This window comes from Gallibacterium salpingitidis, from assembly GCF_030517105.1.
In the GTDB taxonomy this organism is placed as follows: domain Bacteria; phylum Pseudomonadota; class Gammaproteobacteria; order Enterobacterales; family Pasteurellaceae; genus Gallibacterium; species Gallibacterium salpingitidis.
In genome coordinates, this window is the sequence record NZ_CP103875.1 from 1,724,762 (window position 1) to 1,749,312 (window position 24,551).

General features: G+C 37.8%; 19 protein-coding genes and 1 tRNA gene. 16 read left to right on the forward strand and 4 right to left on the reverse strand.

Annotated features, from left to right (window positions below):
* Positions 1-462 precede the first annotated feature (462 nt).
* The 7 genes from NYR30_RS08470 (at position 463) to NYR30_RS08500 (ending at position 10,070) form a co-directional block, all read left to right on the forward strand.
* Positions 463-1,596, forward strand: a complete 1,134-nt coding sequence (locus NYR30_RS08470) for a Gfo/Idh/MocA family protein (protein WP_066112235.1) — start codon at positions 463-465, stop codon at positions 1,594-1,596.
* Between the two features lie 75 nt (positions 1,597-1,671).
* Positions 1,672-3,360 carry a solute:sodium symporter family transporter gene (locus NYR30_RS08475; protein ID WP_066112231.1) on the forward strand — a complete coding sequence of 563 codons (1,689 nt, stop codon included), beginning with the start codon at positions 1,672-1,674 and terminating at the stop codon, positions 3,358-3,360.
* A gap of 66 nt (positions 3,361-3,426) precedes the next feature.
* Positions 3,427-5,295 carry a DUF294 nucleotidyltransferase-like domain-containing protein gene (locus tag NYR30_RS08480; protein ID WP_066112228.1) on the forward strand — a complete coding sequence of 623 codons (1,869 nt, stop codon included), beginning with the start codon at positions 3,427-3,429 and terminating at the stop codon, positions 5,293-5,295.
* On the forward strand, positions 5,292-6,008 hold the full coding sequence (locus NYR30_RS08485; RefSeq protein WP_066112226.1) for an exonuclease domain-containing protein: 717 nt from the start codon (positions 5,292-5,294) through the stop codon (positions 6,006-6,008). Before NYR30_RS08480 ends, NYR30_RS08485 begins: the two co-directional genes overlap by 4 nt.
* A gap of 443 nt (positions 6,009-6,451) precedes the next feature.
* Positions 6,452-7,390, forward strand: coding sequence for a substrate-binding domain-containing protein (locus tag NYR30_RS08490; protein ID WP_066104663.1), 939 nt, complete (start codon positions 6,452-6,454; stop codon positions 7,388-7,390).
* A 176-nt stretch (positions 7,391-7,566) separates the two neighbouring features.
* Entirely contained in the window at positions 7,567-9,084 is a 1,518-nt protein-coding gene (locus NYR30_RS08495) for a sugar ABC transporter ATP-binding protein (protein ID WP_066104502.1), read from the forward strand.
* A gap of 29 nt (positions 9,085-9,113) precedes the next feature.
* The gene (locus tag NYR30_RS08500) at positions 9,114-10,070 is read left to right on the forward strand and encodes an ABC transporter permease (RefSeq protein ID WP_066112223.1); all 957 of its coding nucleotides are present in this window, start codon (positions 9,114-9,116) and stop codon (positions 10,068-10,070) included.
* Positions 10,071-10,139: 69 nt separating this feature from the next.
* On the opposite strand, the gene dnaJ is transcribed toward NYR30_RS08500, so the two are convergent.
* On the reverse strand, positions 10,140-11,261 hold the full coding sequence (gene dnaJ / locus NYR30_RS08505) for a molecular chaperone DnaJ (RefSeq protein WP_066112220.1): 1,122 nt from the start codon (positions 11,259-11,261) through the stop codon (positions 10,140-10,142).
* 135 nt (positions 11,262-11,396) lie between these two features.
* Positions 11,397-13,313, reverse strand: a complete 1,917-nt coding sequence (gene dnaK / locus NYR30_RS08510; protein WP_066112217.1) for a molecular chaperone DnaK — start codon at positions 13,311-13,313, stop codon at positions 11,397-11,399.
* Between the two features lie 313 nt (positions 13,314-13,626).
* On the opposite strand from dnaK, the gene NYR30_RS08515 reads away from it, so the two are divergent.
* From NYR30_RS08515 to NYR30_RS08530, 4 genes are all read left to right on the forward strand, one after another.
* On the forward strand, positions 13,627-14,937 hold the full coding sequence (locus NYR30_RS08515) for an L-cysteine desulfidase family protein (protein WP_302500537.1): 1,311 nt from the start codon (positions 13,627-13,629) through the stop codon (positions 14,935-14,937).
* A 48-nt stretch (positions 14,938-14,985) separates the two neighbouring features.
* Positions 14,986-16,365, forward strand: a complete 1,380-nt coding sequence (locus NYR30_RS08520) for a YdgA family protein (protein ID WP_066422116.1) — start codon at positions 14,986-14,988, stop codon at positions 16,363-16,365.
* 100 nt (positions 16,366-16,465) lie between these two features.
* Positions 16,466-16,906, forward strand: a complete 441-nt coding sequence (locus NYR30_RS08525; protein ID WP_066112207.1) for an RrF2 family transcriptional regulator — start codon at positions 16,466-16,468, stop codon at positions 16,904-16,906.
* Positions 16,907-16,995: 89 nt separating this feature from the next.
* Positions 16,996-17,071: transfer RNA gene (locus NYR30_RS08530), tRNA-Asn, on the forward strand.
* 117 nt (positions 17,072-17,188) lie between these two features.
* Here the strand turns inward: NYR30_RS08530 and lpxH are convergent.
* Positions 17,189-17,914, reverse strand: a complete 726-nt coding sequence (gene lpxH / locus NYR30_RS08535) for a UDP-2,3-diacylglucosamine diphosphatase (RefSeq protein WP_066104666.1) — start codon at positions 17,912-17,914, stop codon at positions 17,189-17,191.
* Positions 17,915-18,038: 124 nt separating this feature from the next.
* Here lpxH and NYR30_RS08540 point away from each other — a divergent pair, with 124 nt between their 5' ends.
* Together NYR30_RS08540 and NYR30_RS08545 are read left to right on the forward strand one after the other, a co-directional pair.
* A complete protein-coding gene (locus tag NYR30_RS08540) occupies positions 18,039-18,770 on the forward strand; it encodes a 1-acylglycerol-3-phosphate O-acyltransferase (RefSeq protein ID WP_302500542.1) in 732 nt (243 codons plus the stop codon).
* Between the two features lie 18 nt (positions 18,771-18,788).
* Positions 18,789-20,192 carry a multicopper oxidase domain-containing protein gene (locus NYR30_RS08545; RefSeq protein WP_302500544.1) on the forward strand — a complete coding sequence of 468 codons (1,404 nt, stop codon included), beginning with the start codon at positions 18,789-18,791 and terminating at the stop codon, positions 20,190-20,192.
* On the opposite strand, the gene cueR is transcribed toward NYR30_RS08545, so the two are convergent.
* Positions 20,178-20,600: a Cu(I)-responsive transcriptional regulator gene (gene cueR / locus NYR30_RS08550; RefSeq protein WP_066112199.1), complete on the reverse strand. Its 423-nt coding sequence runs from the start codon at positions 20,598-20,600 to the stop codon at positions 20,178-20,180. The genes NYR30_RS08545 and cueR overlap by 15 nt on opposite strands.
* A gap of 92 nt (positions 20,601-20,692) precedes the next feature.
* On the opposite strand from cueR, the gene NYR30_RS08555 reads away from it, so the two are divergent.
* The 3 genes from NYR30_RS08555 to znuA all read left to right on the forward strand — a co-directional run bounded on the left by NYR30_RS08555 (position 20,693) and on the right by znuA (position 24,532).
* Positions 20,693-21,076: a copper ion binding protein gene (locus NYR30_RS08555; RefSeq protein WP_066112196.1), complete on the forward strand. Its 384-nt coding sequence runs from the start codon at positions 20,693-20,695 to the stop codon at positions 21,074-21,076.
* Between the two features lie 125 nt (positions 21,077-21,201).
* Positions 21,202-23,361: a heavy metal translocating P-type ATPase gene (locus NYR30_RS08560; protein ID WP_269147530.1), complete on the forward strand. Its 2,160-nt coding sequence runs from the start codon at positions 21,202-21,204 to the stop codon at positions 23,359-23,361.
* A gap of 154 nt (positions 23,362-23,515) precedes the next feature.
* Positions 23,516-24,532 (forward strand): zinc ABC transporter substrate-binding protein ZnuA, encoded by a 1,017-nt coding sequence (gene znuA, locus NYR30_RS08565; RefSeq protein ID WP_302500548.1) that lies wholly within the window; start codon positions 23,516-23,518, stop codon positions 24,530-24,532.
* The last annotated feature ends 19 nt before the right edge of the window (positions 24,533-24,551 follow it).

The window sequence follows — 24,551 nt, forward strand, 5'->3', positions numbered from 1 at the left end:
GTTTAAATCTCCCCAACCCCTCTTTATTACATTAAAGAGGGGCCCCTATCATCATTTGGATTAAGGATTGTGCTGTGTGGCAATATCTTTTAGCACTTCAATTGAGATTTGTGCTTGTGGTGATATCTTTTGTCCCTCAATGAAGAGCTGTACTTTGTAGTGATATCTTTTACCACCTAAATAGAAAAAATATTCTTCTATTATTTTCTCTAAATGGCAGAGAGATACTTTTTCTTACCATATTGCAAGCCTTTTATTCTTGCTCTTTTCAATATTTCTACTTAGATCACAAAATGAAATAAATTTTTTATTTAAATAAATAGATGAATTGAAATTTCCATTTCGCAATAGTATGTTACCTGCTAATCAGATTAAATTACTGCTCTATCCTTATTAACAACAACCTGCGTTAATTCCGATATGGGCAACTTTCTCAATCTATTTTTCACAAAGGAGTCAAATATGGACAAGGTAAGAATTGGTTTAGTGGGGACTGGTTATATCGGTCGTTGTCACGCCATCGCTTATGCCCAACTACCCACTGTCTTTAACTTACAAGGCAAAGTAGAGCTTGAATATCTTGCCGAAGTTACCCCTGAACTTGCTGCACAACGAGCCAAAGAGTTTGGTTTCCACCGTTCTACTGCTCATTGGCAAGAGTTAGTCGCCGATCCTAATGTTGATGTTGTTGATATTTGTACCCCAAACTTTTTGCATAAAGAAATTGCCCTTGCCGCAATTCAAAATGGTAAAACCGTTTATTCAGAAAAACCATTAGCGCTTACCGCAGCTGAAGCAAAAGAGATGTATTTAGCGGCAAAACAAGCTGGCGTTAAAACTTTAGTCGGCTTTAATTATGCCAAAAACCCGACCAGCCAATTAGCGAGAGAAATTATTGCTAGCGGCGAAATTGGTGAAGTTATCCATTTTTATGGCACCCATAATGAAGATTATCTCGCCAATCCGAATACACCAATTGATTGGCATTGCTACCGTCATTTAGCCGGTTTAGGGACTATCGGCGATCTTGCAGCTCATATCGTTCATATGGCGGAATATCTGCTTGGTGCAGAAATTAAAGAGGTCTGCGGTGATATGCAAACTGTAATTAAACAACGTCCAGATGCAAAAGACCCAAGCAAACTCTGCACTGTTGAAAATGAAGACCAAGCCAGTGCGTTAGTGCGTTTTGCCAATGGTGCAATGGGTACGATTGAATCCTCTCGTATCGCTTGTGGTAGAAAAATGGGCTTAACGTATGTGGTCACTGGTACAAAAGGCACCTTAAGTTTTACCCAAGAAAGAATGGCTGAATTGCAACTCTACATTCACGCAGATGCTTCTAATCGCCAAGGTTTTAAAACTATTTTGACCGGCCCTGAACACCCTGACTATCGCCCATTCTGTATTAGTGCCGGACATGGGATTGGTTTCAACGATCAAAAGGCAGTGGAAGTGCGTGATTTAGTTGAAGGATTGCTATATGACAAACCGATTATGCCTGATTTCTATGTTGGTTATCACGTTTCTCAAGTATTAGAAGCGATTGCCCAATCTGCACAAACCAGATCTTGGGTTTCCGTTACTGAAATTTAATTATTTGCAATTTAACTATTTGATGCTTTTGTAGCTTAATCATCGCTAATGATTAAGATGATGTAGGAGAAAATAATGTTTGCTTTTATTTCATTTATTGCCTTTACCGCATTTGTTGCTGGTTACGCCTACTATAAAACGCGTAATGCTCATCTCACTGAATCCGCAGAAGGCTATTTTCTTGGCGGACGTTCATTAACCGGTATTTATATCGGTTCATCAATGTTATTAATGAACCTATCAACCGAACATCTTGTTGGTTTAAATGGTTTATCCTTCCGTACTGGTTTTATTGTAATGGCGTGGGAAGTTATGGCAGCGATGACAATCGTTCTCTTTGCGGTATTTTTCTTACCACGTTATCTAAAACTCGGTATTTCTAGTATTCCGGAATATTTGGAAAATCGTTTTGATAAACAAACGTTAACCATTACCTCTATTTTATTTCTTGGTTTATATGTGATTTCGTTGTTACCAATTGTGTTATATACAGGCGCAATTGCCTTAGAAAATCTCTTCCAAGTATCAAACGTGTTTCATTTAGATCGCTCCACTGCACTATTGATTATGGTTTGGGGTGTTGGCGCTATTGGTGCTATTTATGCTGTCTTTGGCGGTATTAAAGCGATTGCGATTGCTGATACCTTAAATGGCGTTGGCTTAATTGTTGGTGGTTTAACCGTTACCTTATTTGCGCTCGGTTATGTTGGCGACGGTAACGTTTGGTCTGGCTTAGTAGAAGTCTTTGAATCCCATCCAGAAAAATTTAATTCTATCGGTGCCGAAGATTCATTAGTGCCATTCTCAACCTTATTTACTGGTTTAATCGTTTCTAATATGTTCTTCTGGTGTACCAACCAATCAATTGTGCAAAAAGCCTTGGGCGCCAAAAATCTTGCCGAAGGACAAAAAGGCGTTTTCCTTTGCGCTTTCTTTAAACTGTTAATTCCTAGCATTATTATTCTGCCGGGTATCATTGCCTATCATATTTTTAACGGACAAATGGATAACCCAGATAATGCCTATCCTCGTTTGGTGCAACTTGTTTTACCGGATCTATTAGTTGGTTTCTTTGCCGCCGTAGTGGTAGGCGCCGTATTCTCAACCTTTAGTGGCGCGTTAAACTCATCGGTGACTTTATTTACCGTCAATATCTATAAGAAATCTTTAAATCCAAAAGCTTCTGAAACACAAGTAGTGACCGTTGGTAAAATTCTTGGCTTAAGTTTAGCGGTAATCGCAATGGTCGCGGCACCATTAGTAGCCAACAGTAGCGATGGTTTATTCTATTTAATCCAACAATTACAAGGTATGTTCAACGCGCCAATTCTTAGTGTTGTTCTCGTTGGTTTACTCACCAAACGTGTGCCGGCTATTGCAGCGAAACTAGGGCTATTATTCGGAATGAGTGCTTATATTGTGTTCAACTTTATTATTAAAGTGGATATCCATTTCTTCCACCTTATTGGCTTATTATTCGTTGCTAACATTATCTTTATGCTAACTATCGGCTACTTCTATCCTCGTCAAACCGAATACCAAGAAGTCTATACCGAACAAGTTGATATTAAACCTTGGTCATTGACTAAACCTGTTGCGGTTTTAATTACCTTAGCATCAGTATCAATGTACACCTTCTTAGCACAAAACGTTGCTGATTGGGTAATGCCTAGTTATTATGTGCTCGCCGCAGCATCAATCAGTTATGTATTATGGTCAATTATGCAGGCTTTACGTTACGCTAGAATAACTGAAACTGCCTAATTACTTGATCGAACAAATAAACCGCTAACCATTAGCGGTTTATTTTATCCAGTATGAGTAGTAGCTATGACAGAAACATCACTTTTACCCAATATTGTTAATTTCTTATCTAATATTCACCCTTTTGCGCAGCTTAATCTTGAAGATCAAAAAGCATTAGCCGGTGCAGTAGATATTTTATATTTGATTAAAGATCAAACATTAGAGCAACAGCAATTAGTGGGTAAAGGGCTATTTATTATTCGTTCAGGCGCCATAGAACAACGGTTGCCATCAGGCGAGCTAAGAGCAAGATTAACCGATGAAGATCTATTTGGTTTTAGTCAGCTCGATCAAGAAGGAATAGGTGACTATTATGTAACTGCCATCGAAAATACACTGCTCTATCGCATTCCTAAAACAAAGCTGTATCAATTAATTGAGCATAATCCAACTGTTCGTAATCATTTCGCCGCTCAAGAGGGCGTTCGGATTGCACATTCCACCAGTAAACCATTCGCCGAAGAAGCCCTTTATTTAAAAACTGTTGAAACAATGATGAATAAACAGATGGCAATTGTTTCGCCCGATCTTTCCATTCAGGCAACGGCGCAAATTATGGTAAAAATGCACCGTTCCAGTGCCTTAATTATGCAAGATCAACGCTTGCTCGGTATCATTACTGACCGAGATATTACTAAACGTGTTGTCGCCGAAGGTATCTCGATTCAGCAACCGATTCATACCGTAATGACACAGCAGCCAAAAGTGATTGAGAAAAATGCGTTACTGATTGAAGCGATTGAAATGATGATGCTGCACAATGTCCGCAGTTTACCTGTGGTTGATACCAATGGCGACAACGTTATTGGAGTGCTGACCGCAACTAGTCTGGTTGAACGAAGTAAAGTACAAGCGGTATTCTTAATTAGCCGTATTTATCGGCAAGAGTCGTTAGAAGAATTACTCTCTTTAGTGCCACAAAAACAAGCGGTTTTTCTTACTTTGCAGGAAGCTGGCACACACGCTTTAATTATTCAGCAAATGCTGACGTTAATCGCTGATGCCTTTACTAAACGTTTATTACAACTTGCTGAACGAGAATTGGGAAAACCGCCAATGCGTTATGCGTGGTTTGTTATTGGTTCGCAAGCTCGACAAGAAATGCACCTCAACTCCGATCAAGATAGCGGCTTAATTTTAGAACGTTCGCCTACTGACGAAGAACGAGCTTATTTCCAACGCTTAACTGATTTCGTTTGTAATGGCTTACAGCATTGTGGTTATCCATTATGCGATGGTGAAATGATGGCAAATCAAGCCAAATGGTCAGTGGAATTGGCGAAATGGAAAGAGTATTACCGACAATGGATTTACAACCCCGATCCACAAGCGCTATTAGATGTCAGCGTCTATTTAGATATTCGCTTCCTGTTTGGTGATGAGTCATTGGTAGAACGTTTGCAAGAAACCATTTTAATGCATATCAAAGGCAATCAACGTTTCTTATCATTATTGATTGCTAACTCATTACGGGTTAATCCGCCATTAGGTCTATTCCGCCAATTTGTCTTGGCAAAAAATGGTGCTAATCAAAAGGTTCTCAATCTGAAAAAACAAGCCATCAATTTAATTATTGAATTAGCCAGAGTTTATGCTTTAGCGGCGAATAGCTTAGCGACTAATACCGCAGAACGATTAAAAATTGCCAGCCAGAAAGAGATTATTAGTGAAGATAGTCAGCAGGAACTTTATGAAACGTTATCTTTTATCAGTCAAGTACGATTATCGCATCAACAACAGGCGTTGCTGCAACATTTGCCATTGAGTAATGAAATTGCTCCTACTTCATTAACGCCGTTTGAAAGAAATCATCTGAAAGATGCTTTCCGTATTATTGCGCGCTATCAAGAAGCGGCACAGATACGTTTTAATAGCAAAGGATTGTTACGATGATTTGGCAATTTTGGCACGATCCCTTAAAAAAATTAGAGAAACAGCGGCAAAAAGCACTGGATTCAGCGGATATTCCTGCAATAGCTTTACCGCTATTTGCACAAGCTATTCCTAATGGAGATACGCCGTTATCTCAATTGCCGCTAGTCGCATTAGATTTTGAAACTTCAGGGTTAGATATTACTCAAGATCGCATTTTATCGGTTGGTACTGTTGAAATTAATCAGCAAGTGCTCTCGCTTGCTACTGCACAGCATTACTATCTTTCTACTGGTGAAGCAATCAAGCCGGAAACGGCAATTATCAATCATATTCGCCCTGAAGTTTTAACGCTTGGAATGAGTGAGCAAAGTTGTTTACAACAATTGATTCCCTATTTGGCAGGTAAAATTGTGATTGCCCATTGTGCAACTATCGAGCAAAACTTTCTCAGAAAAGCGCTAACTTTATCCTCTTCACTACCCTTGCCATTAATTTTTCTTGATACCCTTTGTTTAGCGCGTTCACTTTCTGAATATTGGGGAAAAAGTAATCCGGATCTACGTCTAGCAGAAATCAGGCAGCATAAAGGCTTGCCTGCCTATTTGGCGCATAATGCTATCGCAGATGCTATTGCTACTGGAGAACTCTTCTTAGCTTTAATTGCGGAAATTTTTCCTCATCAGCCGGTTACATTGCGACAAGTGATGAAACAATGTGCAACACAACGATGACTAAATTTTCTAAAAACCCTTAAAAAATAAAACGTTATTTCTAAAATAAGAGATTATCGAAGTTGTTCCTTATCTGTTCCCAAGATACCGCTTGAAACAATTTATGATTGTCCCTTTTTATCTGATCCTCTCTACTTCCACCAAACTTAACAAAATCCCACATTAATATAATTATTTGAAAAACAATTGTTTTTATAAAAACCAAGAAAATTCTATAACTGATAAAAATCACTTAACTAAAAGATTTTTGCACAAAAAATGAGAGATATTTCACAATTCATTAACTTCGTGATTGTCAGAAAAATATCTTAATGTTATACATAGCGCTAGATAATTTATTTCAAATTATCATTATTTGGAATTTATATTCTTTAATTGACGTCTTTGTAGAATATAGTTGTATTTCCGTCGTGATTAACTCAACTTAAAAGGCTAATCTTATGATGAAAAAAACATTACTCACTGTCCTATGTAGCGGTCTGTTATTAACCTCACAAGCGGTAACAGCCAAAACTTATGTTATCGGGGCGCCAATGAATTCATTTGCTGATAAATGGCAAACTTACCTACAAGACGCAATTCGCGAATTTGATAAACAACACGATGATGTTGTATTCAAACTAGCTGATGCTAACGCAGACTCTGCAAAACAATTAAGTGATGTTGAAACCTTTATCGATCAAAAAGTTGATGCGCTATTAGTGGTACCAAACGATCCTAACATCGTCAAAGCGATTGGACGTAAAGCGAAAAATGCCGGTATTCCATTAATTATCGTGAACCGTCGTCCAAATGAAGATGATATGAATAAATATGTCACCAGCTTTGTTGGTTCAGATGAAATCGAAGGTGGACGTATCCAAGGTAACTTCATTGTTAATGCTTTAGGCGATAAAAAAGGCGAAGCATTAATTTTATTAGGGCCATTAGGACAAGATGCGGTAACTAAACGCACCGAAGGCAATAAAGACGTTTTCAAAGATCATAAAAACATTACCATTGTTGCTGAGCAAGAAGGTAAATGGGAACGTGATAGAGGGCTGGCAATTGCTGAAAATGTTTTATCAGGACAAAAATCAATCAATGTCGTCGTAAGTAACAACGATGAAATGGCTATTGGTGCGGTACTTGCTTCACGTAAATTAGGCATCAAAGATGAAGATATTTTGATTGTCGGCTTAGATGCTACGCCAGACGCATTAGAGTATTTAGGTAAAGGCTTAGATGCAACTGTATTCCAATCAGCACAAGGTCAAGGTTCTGCTGGTGCAGAAATGGCATATCGTGCAGCTAAAGGTGAAAAAGTAGAAAAAATCAAATGGGTTCCATTTGAACTCGTTACTCCAGATAAGAAAGAAGAATATCAAGCAAAATATAAATAATGTTGTTAGGGAAAGAGATTCCATTATCTCTTTCCTTAATTTTTATTTGGTCGTCAATTTTAATAATAAAGATAACTTTGAACATAGCTTATAAGGTAACCAAATCAATATTTCCTGCAGTTCTCATTACTCGAGTTACCTTAACAATAAACTTCTAATTTATTAAGGAGTTCTAAATGAATTCATTAACTCATAACCCCTATATTTTAGAAATGAATAACGTTTCAAAAACCTTTCCTGGGGTCAAAGCATTAGACGGCATCAATCTAAAAGTTAAACGAGGAAGTGTTCACGCATTAATGGGCGAAAATGGTGCTGGTAAATCTACTTTAATGAAAATTCTCTACGGCATTTATACCCCTGACGATGGCGGTGAAATTATTTTTAATGGCAAACCATTTAATCCTTCTCGTCCGATTGATGCTATCCGTAAAGGTTTAACGATGGTGCCGCAAGAGATTTCACCTGCCGCTAATCTCACCATTGCAGATAACTTTTATCTTGGGCGTGAACTCACTAAAGGGAAATTTTTCTTAAATCAAAAAGAGATGGACGAGAAAGCAGCAAAAATTTTAGAAGGACTCGGTATTCCAATGGATGTGACCGTCAAAATGTCTGAGGTTTCTGTTGCCAAAGCACAACTTGTTGCGATTGCTACCGCAGTTTCTAACAATGCCAAAGTGATAATTATGGACGAGCCAACTACTGCATTGACTGAAACTGAAGTTGAACAGCTCTATAAAATTATTGAAACCGTTAAGAATCATGGTATCGCCATCATCTTTATTTCACATAAATTAGATGAAGTCTTTAAAGTTTCCGATGAAATCACCGTTATTCGTGATGGTCAATATATTGGTACTAAACCTGCCAGTGAAGTAACAAAAGAAGAATTGATTTCGATGATGGTTGGACGTGATATGTCGGAAATGTTCCAACGTGAGCGTATTGAGATTTCTGATGAAATCATTTTGGAAGTTAAAAATTTAACCCGCGCTGGAAAATATGAAGATGTCAGTTTTCAGGTTCGCAAAGGTGAAATTTTTGGTATCGCCGGCTTAGTCGGTGCTGGTCGTTCCGAAATTGTGGAAGGACTGTTTGGTTATAAACCAGCGGATAGTGGTGAAATTTATATTCATGGTCAAAAAGCAAATATCAAAACGCCACTCGATGCAATGAAATACAAAATCGGTTTTGTTACTGAAGATCGCAAATTAACCGGATTATTCCTAAATCTTAGTATTACCGACAATATGATTATGCCAAAAATGTCGCCTTACTTAGAAAATTTCCTAATTTCAGTAACTAAAGCACAAAGAACTGCATTAGAACAAAAAGATAAACTCAAAATTAAAGCACCTAATGTCGAGGTGATTACGAATAATCTTTCTGGCGGTAATCAACAAAAAGTATTGTTAGCACGATGGTTACTCCTTGAACCAGATATTTTAATTCTCGATGAACCTACCAAAGGGATTGATGTTGGTGCGAAAGCCGAACTCTATAAATTGATGGTAGAACTCGCAAAACAAGGAAAAACTATCATTATGATTACTTCCGATATGTTGGAATTACTCTCTATGAGTGATCGCGTGATGGTTATGCACGAAGGCCATCAAGTCGGCATTATCCCGCATCAAGAATTAACGCAAGAACGTGTGCTCGAATTGGCTTCTGGTTTAACACATAACTAAAAAATTTATCTACGTATGAGGAATCTATTATGTCTAACGATACAATAAAAAAGATGCTAAATGCCTATGGTATGGTGTTTATTTTAATTGCGTTATTTTTAGTTTTATCTGCCTCTATTGATGGCTTTTTCTCCGCAAGAACTGTCTGGAGTATCATCGAACAAGTTTCAATGTTTGGGATTATTGCAATCGGGGTAACTTTTGCCATTGTCACCACAGGAATTGACTTATCATCCGGCTCAATGGTTGCTCTTACTTCTGTTGTTGCCGCTTCTATCGTAACCGGCGGTGATAGTGTGAGCGCTGCCTTCCTTGCTTTTGCTCTTTCTATCGCATTAGGTGCATTACTCGGTGCAATTAATGGCGGCTTAACTGCAATCGGTTCTATTCCTCCGTTTATTGCGACACTAGGAATGATGATTATTGCTCGTGGCGCAGCGCAACTTTATTCTGACGGTCGTCCGATTGATGCTTCTTCTGAAGCCTTTACTTGGATCTCAGATGTCAGTTTCTTTGGCTTACCCGGCTTAGTGATCTTATATATTCTTGTGGTGATCGGTGCTCATATTTTACTTAGCCGCTCTACTTTTGGACGCCACGTTTATGCCGTAGGCGGCAACCTTAACGCTGCAAAAATTTGTGGTATTAATACTACCAAAACACTGATTTGGGTATATGTTTTGGCTGGAGCATTATCTGGTTTAGCGGGTGCAATGTTAGCTGCACGTACTTATGCAGGAAATCCGTCTTATGGTTTAGCGTGGGAGTTAGATGCCATTGCTGCAGCGGTTATCGGCGGCGTTTCACTTAGTGGCGGTATTGGTACAATTCCAATGTGTGTAATTGGCGCATTAATTATTGGTACTACAAATAAAGGATTAAATATGTTGGGCGTTGATCCATATTGGCAACAGATTGTGAAAGGTTTAATTATTGTTGTGGCAGTATTAATTGATACCTTAAAACGCCGTAAAAAAGGAAGTTAATCCGAAAATCTTTATAGATGAAAATAGCGGCAATCTCGGCCGCTATTTTTATACTTATTTTATTGAATGTTATTTTGATAAATTATCAAAGAAACGTTTAACACCATCTAAAAAGCCACTTTCCTTGGGACGATGTTGATTACGCCCTTCTAAGCTTTGTTCAAATTTTTGTAATAACTCTTTCTGCTCTTTATTCAATTTCACTGGTGTTTCCACAATCACGCGACAAATTAAATCGCCTTGATAATGTGAACGAGTAGAAGTTACTCCTTTACCACGTAAACGGAATAATTTACCTGTTTGTGTTTCTTCTGGGATCTTCAATTTCACTTTACCATCTAGGGTTGGAACTTCAATTTCCCCGCCTAATGCGGCTAAAGTGAAACTAATTGGTACTTCGCAATAAAGGTTATTGCCATCACGTTGGAAAATATCGTGCTCTTTAACGTGGATCACGACATATAAATCTCCCGGAGGTGCGCCATTTTCACCTGCTGCGCCTTCACCATTTAAGCGAAGTTGGTTACCTGTATCTACGCCAGCCGGTACTTTTACCGAAAGATTTTTTTGTTTGTGAACACGTCCATCGCCATGACAAGTGTCACAAGGTTGTTCAATAATTTTTCCTGTACCATGACAATGTGGACAAGTTTGTTCTTGTACAAAGAAACCACTTTGACGGCGGATACGACCAGAACCATGACAATAGCTACAAGTTTCTACTTTTGATCCTGCTTTTGCACCTGAACCATGACAAGTGTCACAAGTTGCTAAGGTTGCAATACGAATATCTTTGCTGACACCTTTTACCGCTTCCTCTAAAGTAATTTCTAGATCATAGCGAAGATCTTCACCTCGTACGACACGTTGACGACCACGTCCGCCACCAAACATATCGCTAAAGATATCACCAAAAATATCACCAAAATCAGCCCCACCGAAACCACCGCCAGCGCCACCACCTTGTTCAAAAGCAGCGTGACCATATTGATCGTAAGCAGCACGTTTCTCTTTATCACCTAAAACATCATAGGCTTCTTGAACTTCTTTAAATTTCTCTGCTGCATCTTTATCACCTTGATTACGGTCAGGATGCAATTTCATCGCTAAGCGTTTATAAGCCTTTTTAATAGCTTTTTCATCATCTGTTCTCGATACGCCTAGCACTTCATAATAATCACGTTTTGCCATTCGTTTACCTATTACTCAATTGATTAATAGCGGATGTAGTTCTTCTGAATACACTAAAAGGGCGAGGTGTTGAACCGTCGCCCATTAGTTAATTGCAGCAACCTATTGAATAAACTGCTGCATCAGGAGGATAAATTATTTATCTTTTACCTCTTCAAACTCAGCATCAACAACATCATCTCCGTTGTTCTTTGCACTACCTTGTGCTTGTTGTTGCTGTGCTTGACCAGCTTGAGCTTGTTGTTGAGCAGCTTGCATTAATTTTTCAGCGGCTTGAATTAATACTTGAGTTTTCGCTTCAATCGCAGCTTTATCTTCGCCTTTCGCTGCAGTTTCTAGTTCGCTAGCTGCTTTTTCGATAGCTGCTTTATCATCTGCTGAAAGCGCATCACCTACTTCACCTAATTGTTTACGAGTTGAGTGAACTAAATGATCTGCTTGGTTACGAGCTTGAACTAATTCTTCAAATTTACGGTCAGCTTCTGCATTTGCTTCTGCATCACGTACCATTTGTTGAATTTCTTCATCACTTAAACCTGAAGAAGCTTTAATAGTGATTTGTTGCTCTTTACCTGTACCTTTATCTTTCGCAGATACATGGATAATACCATCCGCATCGATATCGAAAGTTACTTCAATTTGTGGCATACCACGTGGTGCTGGATTAATGCCTTCTAAGTTAAATTGACCTAAAGATTTATTATCTGCTGCACGTTTACGTTCACCTTGTAATACGTGGATAGTTACCGCACTTTGGTTATCTTCCGCTGTTGAGAATACTTGTGATTTCTTAGTAGGAATCGTTGTATTCTTTTCAATTAAGGTAGTCATTACACCACCCATAGTTTCGATACCAAGTGATAATGGAGTAACATCAAGTAATAATACGTCTTTTACATCACCTGCTAATACACCGCCTTGTACTGCCGCACCGATTGCCACAGCTTCATCTGGGTTAACATCTTTACGTGGTTCTTTACCGAAGAATTCTGCCACTTTTTGTTGTACTAATGGCATACGAGTTTGACCACCAACCAAGATAACATCATTGATTTCAGACACACTCAAATCAGCATCTTTCAATGCAACACGAATTGGTTCCATTGATTTAGCCACAAGATCTTCAACTAAAGACTCTAATTTTGCACGAGTTAATTTGATATTTAAGTGTTTTGGTCCAGTTGCATCTGCAGTGATGTATGGTAAGTTCACATCAGTTTGTTGCGCTGAAGAAAGTTCAATTTTCGCCTTTTCACCAGCTTCTTTCAAACGTTGCATTGCTAATGGATCATTACGTAAATCAATACCTTGTTCTTTCTTGAACTCATCCACTAAGTAGTTGATAACACGATTATCGAAGTCTTCACCACCTAAGTGGGTATCACCGTTAGTCGCTAGTACTTCGAAAGTTTTTTCGCCATCTACTTCATCAATTTCGATAATTGAAAGGTCAAATGTACCACCACCTAAGTCATATACTGCGATAGTGTGATTACCTTTTGATTTATCTAAACCATAAGCTAACGCTGCAGCTGTCGGTTCGTTAATGATACGTTTTACTTCTAAACCAGCAATACGACCAGCATCTTTTGTTGCTTGACGTTGCGCATCGTTAAAGTATGCAGGTACAGTAATTACTGCTTCAGTAACAGTTTCACCTAAGAAATCTTCTGCAGTTTTCTTCATTTTTTTCAACACTTCAGCAGAGATTTGTGGTGGAGCCATTTTTTCGCCTTTCACTTCTACCCAAGCATCACCATTGTCTGCTTTCACAATATCAAATGGCATAATGCTTACATCGCGTTGTACTTCATCATCAGTAAAACGACGACCAATTAAACGTTTGATTGCAAATAATGTATTTTTTGGATTTGTTACTGCTTGACGTTTTGCAGGTTGACCTACTAAAGTTTCACCATCTTGTGTATAAGCAATAATTGAAGGGGTTGTACGATCGCCTTCTGCATTTTCAATTACACGTGGTTTATCACCATCCATCACAGCCACACAAGAGTTTGTTGTACCTAAGTCAATACCAATAATTTTTCCCATAATAGTTATTCTCCTGATTTTGAATTCATTTTTGACATTCGACTAAATAAGGATCGTTTTGAGAAATACAAGGGCAATTTTAAATTTTTGCTCAATTGTTTTTCTGAACGCCTCATCGTTCGTGCCACACTAAATTGAAGTTAAAATTGGATTTTCAAGGGGGCATCTATAAAAATTTTTCATTTTTTTCTATTTAGCCAAAAATCATTGAATATTCATCTTTTTACTAGCGCATATTTTTTTACTGTGTATATTTAGCAAGTATATTTTTATCCTATTTCATTAATGCTTGTTGCTAACCTGATGAGGCTTTATGAATTCACATTTACAACCTTTTGAGCAAACCTTAATTAATATTGTTAAACAAGATGTTGTTCCTGCACTAGGCTGTACTGAACCAATTTCTTTAGCTTTAGCTTCTGCGACCGCAGCAAAATATTTAAAACAAATACCTGAAAAAATTATCGGCAAAGTATCACCTAATTTAATGAAGAATGGCTTAGGTGTTGCCGTACCTGGTACTGGTATGGTCGGGTTACCAATTGCTGCTGCCATCGGTGCAATTGGCGGTAACGCAGATGCGGGTTTAGAAGTATTAAAATCCATCACTGCCGATCAAATCACGGCAGCAAAAACAATGTTGCAACAACAACTCGTCAGTGTTTCTATCAAACAAACCGATCATATTTTGTATGCTGAATCGACCTTATATGCTGGTGATAATTGGGTGCGTGTTGTTATTCAAGATCAACATACTCATATCGTGTTAATCGAACAAAATGGCGCAATACTGTATCAAGCACCGCCCGAAACAGCTAATAATGATGAAAGCTATGCAGTATTTAACCAATTAAAAGCGAAAGATATTTTTGATTTTTCGATGCAAGTTGCTCTCGATAAAATTGACTTTATCAATCAAGCGGAAACCTTAAATGCTGCGCTTTCTCAAGAAGGATTACGCAAAGATTATGGATTGCATATTGCTCGTACCTTGCAAAAACATATTGGTGACGGTTTATTATCCGATGACTTACTTTCCAGAATTATGATCAATACAACCGCTGCTTCTGATGCCAGAATGGGTGGTGCAACTTTACCAGCAATGAGTAATTCAGGCTCTGGCAATCAAGGTATTACAGCAACTATGCCGGTAGTCGTGGTAGCGAATCACCTTAATGTTTCCGCTGAACAACGTACTCGTGCATTATTTCTTTCTCATTTAATGGCAATTTTTATTCATAGCAAATTGCCAAAACTTTCCGCACTTTGCGCAGTGACTACCGCAGCAATGGGAAGTTGTGCCGGTATTTCCTATTTAATTAACAATAACTTTGAAACTGCTGCAATGGCGATTAGCAGTATGATTGGTGACATTAGTGGAATGTTATGTGATGGTGCGGCCAATAGCTGTGCAATGAAGGTTTCTACTAGCGTTACTTCTGCCTACAAATCAGTATTAATGGCAATGAATCAAACTTGCGTTACAGGTGATGAAGGTATTGTTGAACATACTATCGATCGCAGTATTGATAATTTATGTGCTATCGCTTGTAAAAGTATGCAGCACACTGATTTTCAAATTATTGAAATTATGGCAAATAAACCACAAAACCAATGTAAATAAGTTATACTAACCAAGAGAAATTTATTTTTAGACTAAGAGGATCACATTATGCAGAAAAAACGGTTTATTCTTCCCGCTTTAATTATTGTTCTTGGCGGTATTTGGGCAGGTTCAGCTTGGTACACTGGTACAGAAATCGAAAAAAATTATGCCTCAACTATTGAGAAAATTAACCAAAATTCAATTGCAAAAATCGAAAATGTACAATTAGATCGACATATTTTTTCTACTGATATGCAGTATCAATTAACGGTAGGTAAAGCCTCTTTCCCTATGCATACTGTTATCTATCATGGTCCATTTCCTCTTAATCTCGTCAGCCATTTTAACTTTGTACCACAAGCATCTTCTAGCCAAACTACACTGCAAAAAACAGCAGAAACAGAACCGCTTTTCGCTGCATTTGCTGAAAAAACACCTTTCTTATTGGATCTTAATCTCGGTTATCAACAACAGATACAAGCAGATTTATTGATTAACTCAGGTAAAGTGCAAAATGAAGAAACAACTGCAAATTGGCAAGAAAGCCGCTATACATTAGATATGGATGGAAAAAAAGCTATTAAAGCGACTTTCAACATTCCACATATTGATCTCAATGTCGTCACTAAACACAATCTGCCAGTTAAATTATTAATTGAACAATTTGATCTTAATGCTGACCTACAATCTACAGATTGGAAATATCTGCCAACAGGGAAAATTACCAGTAGTTTGAAGTTACTACAAACTACAGAAGCTAATGGCGACAAAGGTTTAATTATTGCTTACAAAGATCAAGTTGGCGAAACCAACCTTATCAAACAAGATGATTTTTATTCCATCCAATCCACTAACAAAGTCGGTGATTTTAGTTTAAATGGACAATCTCTGTTATCCCAACAAGATTCCAAGATTGAATTCAATCATTTACAAGGAGAGGCGATAATCCAATGGATTGATGCGTTGTTAAATGATGATAAAGCAGCAGCTTCTCAAGCAGCCACTACATTATTTGATAATCAGCCACAATTTGTGCTTAATCCATTACATTTAGCTAATAGTGACGGTAGAGTGGATTTAGTGACCATTATTACACCTGAAAAGAATGCGGTCACAAATTTAAACAAAGGCGATGCAGATAACTTCTTTTCACAACTCACGATTAAATTAACTTTTGATAAAGCTTTCCAAAGAACATTCACTGAAACCTTGATCAAACAACTCAATGAGTCAACTAACCCACAACAAAGAATCAATTCATATGAAATTCAACAAATGATTGAACGAGAATTACAATCTCAAGTTAAGCAAGGTGTGTTAGTCGAAACCGATAAATCTTATCTATTATATTTTGAGCAAAAAGATGGAGAGTTCTACCTCAATCAACAAAAAGTACCAAAAGAAGCATTACTTTTTGGTTTATTAAAATTCCTATCCGCATTTTGATCTAGGATAATTCCCTAGCTAATCGCAGGAGCAGAACATTGTTTCAATAACGAATAAAGCGTACCATACCAATATCTTGATTCGTTATTAAGTAATTATTATGAAACTAAGTACTTTCACCGATTACAATTTACGTGTTCTGCTCTATCTAGCCGCTCATCAAGAAAAATTATCAACAATTCAAGAAATTGCAAAAGTCTATAACATTTCTGAAAATCATCTAATGAAGGTTATCCACCACTTATCAAAAAATAATCTTATTCAATCAGTTCGCGGCAAAGGTGGCGGTATTCGACTTCACCGTAAACCAGCCGAATTAAATTTAGGGGAAATCATTCGTCTTGCCGAAGAGAAAAGTGTCATTGTTGAATGTTTCGGCAATAAAAACCAATGCTGCATTAATCAAAGTTGCCGTTTACCGCCAATTTTACTGAAAGCTTTCGACGCCTTTTATCAAGCATTAGCACAATATACCTTGCAAGATATTCTGCTAAATCATCAAATTTTTACTCTATTGCCAATCGCAACCGAACATAAATAGCAGTTTTTATCACAGATAAACAATGGCTATCTGTTGACAAAGCAAAACAAAATCAATAAAATGCAGCCCGCATTGCCCAATGGGGCTATTCCTCCTTAGTTCAGTCGGTAGAACGGTGGACTGTTAATCCATATGTCGCTGGTTCAAGTCCAGCAGGAGGAGCCAAATTTTTTCTTTTGGTACTATGTTTTATTTGTCTCCTTTTATGAAATTTAGTTTTTATACCAAAAGAATTTCGCCCATAGTGTTTTTACTATGGGCTTTCTTTTTTCTATCGAATCACTACTGCGGTAAGGCTAAATTCACAAAATAGCCTTGATATTGTTCTTCTACTACAAATACCGAAAGCTCTTCTCGCCAATCCCCTAACACAATACGCTTTTTATCTTCTAAAAAGTGAATAGCTTGCCGATGTGTATGCCCATGAATGATTTGCTCTACATTAAAATGAGCAAAAGTTTGCCTTACCGTATCAGCATTAACATCCATAATTTGTGCATTTTTCTCTTTTTTATCAGCTTGGCTTTGCTGACGAATACGTTGTGCGAGTTTAATGCGATATTTCAATGGTAAACAAAAGAACAATTTTTGCAGCCAAGGTTGATGAACTCGTTGGCGAAATTTTTGATAAGCAAGATCATCAGTACATAAAGTATCACCATGACATACCAATGTCGCTTTGCCATATAGCTCCATTTTGTGATATTCAGGTAATAACTGAACTCCTGTTTGTTCAGCAAATTTTTTCCCCAATAAAAAATCACGATTACCATGACAAAAATAGCAAGCAATGCCCTGTGTTGTTAATTGAGTTAATAATTGTTTAATCTCTCTGATCGCTTCAGAATCTTCATCATCACCAACCCAAAAATCAAATAAATCCCCTAAGATATATAACGCTTGCGCTTGTGGTGCAATGTCAGTCATAAAATAACGAAATAAAGCGAGCAAATGTGGCGATTGCTCACTCAGATGTAAATCAGCAATAAAATAGGTAGGTTTACTCATTGTTAAATCAATCATTAATCAAGAAAGGCATACTATAAAGCATTTTCTGCTCTAACGCTTTGTTCTTTTGTACTTATTACAGCAAATTCGCTATACTTGCTGCAATTTATTTGAGGGATAAGTCATGCTTAAAATTCTTCGTATTATTATTGTCGTTATTTGTTGTATTTTGATTTGTGTAATAGGCTCTATTTATTCACTGATTCGTTTTAAAAATCCTAATAATGTTGCTCTTTTTGCACATTGGTTTGCTCGTTTACATCCGCTTTTTGGTCTAAAAGTGGAATATCGTTATCCCGATGGCGCAGATAAATTTGAACGCTGTATCTATATTGGCAACCACCAAAATAACTATGATATGGTGACAATTTCTCGGATGGTGATGCCACGCACCGTTAGTGTAGGCAAAAAAAGCCTAATCTGGATTCCTTTCTTTGGTGTACTCTATTGGGCAACGGGAAATATTTTTATCGATCGTGAAAATCGTAGTAAAGCGCATAATACAATGACTACTTTAGCAAAACGGATCCATAAAGATAATCTTTCTATCTGGATGTTCCCAGAAGGAACGCGTAGTCGTGGCAGAGGTTTATTACCATTTAAAACAGGCGCTTTTTATGCTGCTATCGAAGCTGGCGTTCCCGTAGTGCCCGTTGTTTGTTCTTCTACGCACAAACAAGTAAACCTCAATCGTTGGCATAATGGCAAAGTGATTTGTGAAATGCTGCCACCAATTGATAGTAGCCAATATAGTCGTGAAACAGTTCGTGATTTCGCTAAATATTGTCACGATTTGATGGAACAACATATTGCAAAACTGGATGCTGAAATCGTAGCAACTCAACATCAATCTTAAATGTTAAGGAGGAGAAAAATGGGTAACTATTCTCGTCGCCAATTTATACAAGGTTCTGTCGCTATTGCAGCTTGCAGTAGCTTACCGCCTTATGCTATTGCCGAAGATAAAGTGCCTCTCTGGATTCCTCCGCTCACTTCAGTTGGACGCGGTTCACCGATTGTTTTAGATGCGCATAATGTGAAAAAAGCCTTTGATGGCAAACAAAAAGTCGATGCTTGGGGTTTCAATGATTTCTATCTTGGACCGACAATTAAAATGAAACAAAATGATTTTTTGCGTCTAACTTATCGTAATGACCTTAGCGAAGTTATTGCCATTAATATTCAAGGTTTACAAGCAAATGGCGAAATTTCTGGCAGTATTAATCGCAATATTGCTCCGCAAACATCTTGGTCTCCCATTATTCCAATCAAACAGAATGCTTCTACCTGCTGGTATCACAGCGATACGATTGGACGTTCTGCTTATCAGAGTTATCGCGGTTTAGTGGGAATGTGGATTATTGATGATGAAGAAGGTAAAAAAAGTTTAGTCCCCAACAAATATGGGGAAAATGATATCCCGCTAATCTTACAAGATATTTCCCTTAATTATGAAGGACAGCAACTCTTTAATCTCGATGGTAATCAATTCTTAGGAAAACAATTATTCGTTAATGGTCAACGCAATTGTTTCGTCAATGTGCCGAGAGGTTTTATCCGTTTACGTTTACTTAATGCTTCAGTTTCCCGTCCTTATCACCTTACATTAAGTAATCAACAACCTTTCTTCAAAATTGCTTCGGGTTTAGGTTTTCTCACTAAACCACAGGAAATAGATGCGCTATTACTTGCGCCCGGTGAACGAGTTGAAGTGTTAGTCAATTTAACACAAGGTCAAACAGTTCAATTGTTAGCAGGCAAAGATCGTACTTTAATGGATAAAATTCGTGGCATTTTGGGAATGTCTGATGATTTGGAGAATAATTTGGTAGTGGAATTACGCCCTCAAGGATTAGCCTCAGCATTTTCACAACAAAAACCAACATTACCAGATGCTAATCTAGGATTACCGCTTACGCCTGTTAAAGAGAGAAACATTACCTTAAGTACCCAAGATGCAATGATTAATCGACGCCGTTTTGATCCGCGCCGTATTGATATTATGGCGAAATTAGGCACTGTTGAACGATGGGTATTGAGCGCTGATCAAGCCACTGGCTTTCAAATTCAAGGCGCAAAATTTCTTATTGAGCAACAAAATGACAAACGTGCAACAAAAGAACAATTAAGCTGGACTGATACCGTTTGGGTTGAAGGTGAAACCAGAATTTTAGTCAAATTCGATAATCAATCGTCCAACTCTTATCCATTTATCTTTGGTGCTTCCAACCTACTACTTGCCGATAAAGGCTGTATGGGATTATTAGTCGTGCAATGATGTTTTATGATGACAGCAGCTTTGTCCGCTTAAAGAATTAATAATCGGACAATCTTCACTATCATCGCCAGGACATTGTGCTGCTAATGCCGCTAGCTTTTCCCGCATTTGTTGCAAACGTAGAATCTGCTGATCAATTTCACTGATTTTTGCTAATGTCTGCGCTTTAACATCGGCACTGCGTCGGTGAGGATTACGATATAAAAACAATAACTGTTCACATTCTGGTAATGAAAAACCAATTTCTCGTGCTTCCCGAATTAAATTTAATGCTTCAATATGCTGCATACCATATTGTCGATAGCCATTCGCACTACGACTCGGTGCACTAATTAAGCCTTTATCTTCATAAAAGCGAATCGCTTTCGCCGTCAAATTAGTTAATTTAGCAACTTCATTAATATACATCTATTTTCCTTGACTCTAACCTTACAGGAAGGTTTATTGTAACACCGTTTTTCAAACAAAGAATATTTAGTAATAAACAAGGAGAAAGAACAATGATTTTACTTAAACTTGCAGATTTATCTTGCCAACATTGTGTAAAAAGTGTCACTAACGCTCTCAATTCAGTTGCTGGTGTACAACAAGTTAAAGTATCGCTTCATTACGCAAAAGTTGAAGGAGAAGCTAGCGCAGAACAATTAATCCAAGCTGTACAACAAGCTGGTTATCAAGCTGAAATTGCTACTGAACCAAGTCAAGCGCTCTCTCTTTCAGGATTAAACTGCCAACATTGCATTAATAGCGTGCGTAATGCGTTAGAAAATTTAACTGATGTTGTCTATGCTAATGTCGAAAAAACAGTGGCAAAAGTTTATGGTGATGCAAGCACAGAAGCTTTAGTTCAGGCTGTCGAACAAGCTGGTTTCTCAGCAAAGTAACTACTCAACGTGTTGAAGCATTAACTACAGCAACACAACACGTTGAATCAAATAGAGAACAAACAACTGCTGGTCACGAGGCTACTGCTAAAGCTCAAGAACAGGCTATTGAACAGATATTCCTAATCAATGGAATGTCTTGTGCTGCTTGTGTGAGCAAAGTAGAAAAAGCGATTAAACAAGTAGCGCAGGTCAATGAAGTGCGCGTTAATCTGGCTGATAATACTGCGACCGTAGTTGGCGGTGATCCACAGCAAATCAGTCTCGCCGTTGAGCAAGCTGGCTATCAAGCAGATTTATTAGAAGATGAAATTACTCGTGCTGAACGTATCGAACAACAATTTCAACAAGAGATCCAACATAAAATAAAACAGACTATTGTCGCACTTGTGGTTGGTTTTGGTTTAATGTTGGCAATGTGGTTTGACTGGCTGCCTCACTATGAAGATTTCGCAGCGAGCAATCCAATCCACTATCAAGCAATCTATCTTGTGATTAGTTTGTTCGTGGTACTGTCAATCTATTATTCAGGCAAACACTTTTTTGTACGAGCTTGGATCAACCTGCGGCATAAAACGACTTCAATGGATACTTTAGTAGCTTTAGGGGCATTAACTAGCTTTTTACTTTCATTACTGATTATTGTTTTTCCACAATATTTTACTCAACACCACCTTTACTTGGATTCAGGTTTAATGGTGATCGGTTTTGTGAATATCGGTAAAATTTTAGAAAGTCGTGGTAAAAAGTCCGCCTGTAAAGCGCTTTCTGCATTAATGGATTTACTCCCTAATCAAACCACAATTATTGAGCTAGGAGAAAGCAAAGTTATTCCAACCAAGCAGGTTCAAGCGGGTATGCTGATTCAATTGCAAACTGGCGATAAAATTCCTGTCGATGGTCAACTCAAAGTTGGTGAGTTATGGGTAAATGAAACAATGCTAACCGGCGAATCACAACCAATCAAAAAAATCATTGGTGATGTAGTTACCGCTGGTACGCTAGTGAATAATGGCGGTGGGCAAATCGTAGCAACGCAAACGGGACGCAGCACCACATTAGCTCAAATGATCCATACGATCGATCAAGCGCAAACCTCTAAACCACAGTTAGCAACTTTAGTGGATAAAGTAGCGTCTATCTTTGTTCCTGTCGTTATCTTAATTGCACTATTTACGCTTATAGGTTGGTTAATTGCAGGCGCGACCTTGAGTGATGCCACTGTTGCTGCAATTTCAGTATTGGTTATCTCTTGCCCTTGTGCTTTAGGTTTAGCAATTCCAATGTCGATCATTGTTGGCACTGGACAAGCCGCTAAATTCGGTATTCTGGTAAAAGAAGCTGACGGTTTACAGCAATTAAGCAAAGTAAAACGGATCTTCTTTGATAAAACAGGCACATTAACCACTGGTAAAACAACCGTTACTGCACTTTGGCAACAAGATCCACAAAGTATTGCGATTGCCGCCAGCATTGAGCAACAAATGGTACATCCACTAGCTGATGCGATTATTCAATTTGCTAAACAACAACTTGAATTATACCAAGTTGATACGGCTAACATTATTGCTGGTAAAGGTTTGCAGGCAATAGTTAATCAGCAACAATGGTCATTAGGTAGTTTGCGTTTTATGCAAGAATTAGAAGTTGATATTGCGGCTAGTCAAGCCTTTATTCAACAGCAATTAGCAAATGCGGCAAGCCTGGTTTTCCTAGCTAAAGATAAACAACTAGTAAATATTTTTGCTGTTAGTGATCAAATCAAAGATGATGCAATTCAATCTTTAAAACAGTTAACCACAATGGGAATTGAAACGGTAATGCTGACTGGTGATAACCAACAAACAGCAAATGCCTTTGCACAACGTTTAGGTATTACTCAAGTTATTGCCCAAGCAACACCGCAAGAAAAAGCTGACCATATCCAACAAAGCAGTGAAAATACTATTACTGCAATGGTGGGTGATGGTGTAAATGATGCACAAGCCTTTGTAATGGCAAATGTTTCTGTTGCAATGGGCAGCGGTGCTAAAGTTTCAATGGAAACTGCTGATTTAACCTTGCTTAATACACATCTGCAAACCTTAGTGAATGCAATTAATATTGCAAATGCTATTTTCAGTAATATTAAGCTAAGTCTATTTTTTGCGTTTTTCTATAATATTATTTTAATTCCTATTGCTGCATTGGGTTTACTCAATCCAATGTGGGCAGCATTAGCAATGGCTTGTAGTTCTGTAACCGTTGTAATTAATGCCAATAGGTTACGTCATTTCCATATATAAAATATAACTACTCTCTTACACCAACTAAGGGAGTAGTTTATTAAATGAGAATTCCTCTCAGTTAGTTTTACTTTCTTTTACAGAATAAGTCTTGCATTTTTATGCAAATAGGCATAGTTTATTTGCCCTTAATTACTATATGTGAGGAAATCTTATGTCTAAATCATTGAAAAATATCAATAAAATTACTTTAGCCTTATCTACTTATGCAATTGCTACCTTAGCAAATGCAGATATACTTACCTCTGTTCGCCCATTAGGTTTTATTGCTTCTTCCATTGCTGATGGAGTAACCCAAACCCAAGTATTGGTGCCAGCTGGCGCATCTCCTCACGATTACAGTTTGAAACCATCTGATGTTAAACGTGTACGTGATGCTGAATTTGTACTTTGGGTTGGTGAAGATATTGATGCCTTTTTAGCAAAATCGATTGAAAAACGTGATGCAAAAACTGTACTAACTATTAGTGATATTAAAGGTCTTGATGCGTTACTTGGTGAAACTTCTGCTCACCACCACGATCATGACCATGACCATGATCACGAGCACGAGCACGAGCACGAGCATGCTGACCACGACCACGCTGATCACGACCATGACCATGCAGATCATAATCATGCAGATCACGACCACGAACATGGTCATGGTGAATTAGAACAAGATTGGCACGTTTGGTTCTCTCCAAAAATTAGTCAGCTTGTCGCAGAACAATTAGCAGAACAACTTATTCAACACTACCCTCAACAAAAGGATAAAATCACCGCTAACCTAAACGAATTCAAACAACAATTAACAGAAAAAAATAGCCAAATTAGTCAACAATTAAGTCATTTCAAAGATAAAGGCTTCTATGTCTTCCACGATGCCTATCGTTATTTTGAAAATGCTTATGGCTTAAAACAAACTGGTTATTTTACCATTAATCCATTAATTGCCCCTGGCGCCAAAAAATTAGCGGAAATTAAAGAAGAGATCAATGAACATAAAGTGCAATGCTTATTTGCTGAACCTCAATTCACACCAAAAGTGATAGAAAGTTTACAAAAAAGTACCAAAGTTAATGTTGGACAACTCGACCCTATGGGTGAAAAAGTAGCTTTAGGTAAAGGCTCTTATAGCGCGTTCTTGCAACGAATCGCTGATGATTTTAGTGGGTGTTTGAAAAAATAAACTAATTATTCCACCCCAA